The sequence below is a fragment of the Angustibacter speluncae genome, assembly GCF_054777815.1.
Genome location: NZ_BAAHAF010000051.1, coordinates 1 through 3,565, shown reverse-complemented (window position 1 = coordinate 3,565; position 3,565 = coordinate 1). Strand labels below are relative to the sequence as shown.

Annotated in this window: 4 protein-coding genes; all 4 read left to right on the top strand. The window is 77.5% G+C overall.

The features are described from left to right. The first annotated feature begins 148 nt into the window (after nt 1-148). Nucleotides 149-1,090 carry an SIS domain-containing protein gene (locus tag ACYVKY_RS05415; RefSeq protein ID WP_460433951.1) on the top strand — a complete coding sequence of 314 codons (942 nt, stop codon included), beginning with the start codon at nt 149-151 and terminating at the stop codon, nt 1,088-1,090. Then, complete coding sequence (locus tag ACYVKY_RS05410) at nt 1,087-2,025, top strand: ROK family protein (RefSeq protein WP_460433950.1); 939 nt, start codon at nt 1,087-1,089, stop codon at nt 2,023-2,025. Before ACYVKY_RS05415 ends, ACYVKY_RS05410 begins: the two co-directional genes overlap by 4 nt. Then, nucleotides 2,022-3,206, top strand: a complete 1,185-nt coding sequence (locus tag ACYVKY_RS05405) for an N-acetylglucosamine-6-phosphate deacetylase (protein ID WP_460433949.1) — start codon at nt 2,022-2,024, stop codon at nt 3,204-3,206. The genes ACYVKY_RS05410 and ACYVKY_RS05405 overlap by 4 nt, the downstream gene beginning before the upstream one ends. Next, nucleotides 3,203-3,565 (top strand): PfkB family carbohydrate kinase (locus ACYVKY_RS05400; RefSeq protein WP_460433948.1); only part of this gene is annotated, 363 nt, incomplete at its 3' end. The genes ACYVKY_RS05405 and ACYVKY_RS05400, both read left to right, overlap by 4 nt.

Genomic DNA, 3,565 nt, shown 5'->3' with positions numbered 1-3,565 from the left:
CGGGTGGCCCGGCACGGCGGCGTGCGCGTGCGGACGGCGGGCCCCGGCGAGCTCGGCGCGGCGTGGCTGGCGCTGGGGGCGCACCCCGACCTGCGCGCCGCGCTCGGGCTGGATGCGTAGTCGTGAGCGGTTGTGAGCGGAAGTCGTCATGTTTGACACCGCACCGGGCGGCCGGGATGCTGGCGCCGTGACCGTGAGCGAGACCACCCACCTGTCCACCGAGGTCGCCAGCCAGCCCGCGCTGTGGGCCGGCGTCCGCGACCGCCTCGGGCACGTCGCCCACCTGCTGCCCGTGCCCGGCGAGCGCGTCGCGGTCGTCGGCTGCGGCACGTCGCTGTTCATGGCGCAGTCGTACGCCGCGCTGCGCGAGGACGCCGGCCACGGCACCACCGACGCCTTCGCCGCGAGCGAGCACCGGCTGGGGCGCGGCTACGACCGGGTGCTGGCGCTGACCCGCTCCGGCACCACCACCGAGGTGCTCGAGCTGCTGCGCGAGCTGCCGGGCGGCCAGGCCCGCACGGTGATCACGGCCGACCCGGCGACACCGGTCGTCGACCTCGCCGACCCGCTGGTGCTCGAGGACGCCGACGAGCGCTCGGTCGTCCAGACCCGTTTCGCGACGACGGCACTGGCGCTGCTGCGCGCCTCGCTCGGCCACGACCTCACGGGCGCCGTGCGCGACGCCGAGCAGGTGCTCGCCGACGGCGTGGACGCGCTGCCCGAGGGGCTGGTGACCGCCGAGCAGACCACCTTCGTGGGGCGCGGGTGGACCGTCGGGCTCGCCCACGAGGCGGCGCTCAAGCTGCGCGAGTCGGCCCAGCTCTGGACCGAGAGCTACCCGGCGATGGAGTACCGGCACGGCCCGATCTCGATCTCGACGACCGGTCGCGCCACCTGGGCGTTCGGCGACCTGCCCGAGGGCCTCGGCGACGACGTGCGCGCCACCGGCGCCCACCTCGAGCACTCCGGCCGCGACCCGCTCGCCGAGCTCGTGCGGGTGCACCTGCTCTGCCTCGAGCGCTCGCGCCGCGCCGGGCTCGACCCCGACTCCCCCCGCCACCTCAGCCGGTCCATCATCCTGGACGCGTGACCGACCGACCGGTGAGCTGCGTCCTGGCCGTGGACGTCGGCGGCACCTCGATCAAGGCGGAGGTGCTCGACGCCTCCTCGACGACGCTGGCGGCGGCCGGCTGCCCCACCCCGCGCGGTGACGGCGACGGTGCGCTCCGCGCCCTGGGCGACCTGTGCGCCGACCTGCTCGACCGGCTCGACCCCGCGGTGCGAGACCACGTCGACCGGGTGGCCGTCGCGGTGCCCGGGCTGGTCGACACGGCCACCGGCACCAGCGTGCTGGCCGCCAACCTCGGCTGGCGCGACACCCCTGTGGCGCAGTCGGTCTCGCTGCGCACCGGGCTCCCGGTGGTGCTCGGCCACGACGTGACCAGCGCGGGGCTGGCCGAGTGGCGCCTCGGCGCCGGACGCGGTGTCGACGACCTGCTCGTCGTCGTCATCGGCACCGGCATCGCGGCGACCCTGGTGGCCGGCGGACGCCTGGTCCGCGGCGGCGCGCACCAGGCGGGCGAGATCGGGCACGTCGTCGTGCGTCCCGACGGACCGGTGTGCGCGTGCGGTGCCCGCGGCTGCCTCGAGGCGATCGCCTCGGCCCGGGCGGTCGCCGACCGCTATCAGGACCTCAGCGGGCGCCCGGTCGACGGCGCGGCCGGGGTGCACGCCCTGCTCGGCCGCGACGCGTGCGCCGACCAGGTGTGGGACGAGGCCGTCGACGCGCTCGCCGACGGCCTGCTCACCGCGGTCACGCTGCTCGCGCCCTCGCGGGTGGTGCTCGGCGGCGGGCTCTCGCAGGCCGGCGCCGCCCTCATCGCACCCGTCCGCGACCTGATGGTGCGGCGCGCCCGGGTGGTGAGCGTGCCGCCGATCGTCGCGGGCGACCTCGGTTCGCGCGCGGGCGTGCTCGGCGCCTCGCTGCTGCAGGGGCCGGTGCTGCTGGCGGGGGCCGCGCTGTGAGCGCTGCGTCCGCGCCCGGCACGGCCCCGTCCGACGTCGTGCTGCGTGGTCGGGTCGTCGCGCCCGACGGCGTGCTGCCCGACGGCGTCGTCGCGGTACGGGACGGGCGGCTGGCCTTCGTCGGCGCGACGTCGGGCTGGACCGGACCCCCACCGGAGCAGGTGGGCACCGTCCTGCCCGGGCTCGTCGACGTGCACGCCCACGGGGCGGCGGGCCACTCCTTCCCGGAGGGGACGGTCGGGGCCGGCGAGGCCGTCGCCGCGCACCACGCCGCGCACGGCACCACGACGATGCTGGCGAGCCTGGTGTCGGCGTCCGAGCCCGACCTGGTGCGGGCGACCGCCGCGGCCGCCGAGCTCGCCGACCGAGGGCTCGTGGCCGGTGTGCACCTCGAGGGGCCGTTCCTGTCGCCGCAGCGCCGGGGCGCCCACGAGCCGGCGGTGCTGCGCGACCCCGACCCCGGCCTGCTCGAGCGCGTGGTCGAGGCCGGGCGCGGCCACGTCCGCTCGCTCACGTACGCCCCCGAGCTGCCCGGCGCGGCCGACCTCACCTCCCGCGCGACGGCTCTCGGGCTGCTGGTCAGCGTCGGCCACACCGACGCCGACGCGCGCACGGTCTCGACCGCCCTCGCCGGCGGCGGCACCTCGGTGACCCACCTGTTCAACGGGATGCCCTCGCTGCACCACCGCTCCCCCGGGCCGGTCGCCGCCGCCCTGCAGGCCGCGGCGCGCGGGCTGACGGTCGTCGAGCTGATCGCCGACGGGGTGCACCTCGCCGACGAGACCGTCGCCGCCGTCCTCGACCTCGTCGGGCCCGACCAGGTGGCCCTGGTGAGCGACTCGATGGCCGCGGCCGGCGTCGGCGACGGCAGCTACCGCCTCGGAGACCTCGACGTCGACGTCGTCGACGGGGTCGCCCGCCTGGCCGGCGACGCGCCGCCCGAGGAGCGCTCGATCGCCGGGGGGACCGCGCGCCTGCTCGACGTGGTGCGCCGCACGGTGCAGCACGCGGGGGTCGACCTCGCGACGGCGGTGCGCTCGGCCTCGGCGACGCCCGCGCGGCTGCTCGGGCTGGACGACGAGACCGGTTCGCTGGCAACGGGTCTGCGGGCCGACCTCGTGGTCGTCGACGACGACCTGCAGCCGGTGCGGGTGATGCGCCGGGGGTCGTGGCTCGGGTGATCGTCACCGTCACGCCGAATCCGGCGGTCGACGTCACGTACGGCCTCGACGCGCTCCGCCCCGGGCAGGTGCACCGGGTGCGCACCGTCACGACGCGTGCGGGTGGCAAGGGCGTCAACGTCGCGCGGGTGCTCGCTCGGCTCGGGACGCCCTGCGAGGCGGTCGGTCTCGGCTCCGGACCGGACGCCGAGGCCATCGTCGCCGAGCTCGACGCCGACGGCGTGCCGGCCACCCTGGTCGGGACAATGCGGGTGCGGCGGACCCTCGTCGTGCACGACGACGACGGCGCGACCACCTCGCTGTGGGAGCCGGGCGAGCGTCCCGACGACCCGGCCGCCGCCGCGGACTCGCTGCTGCAC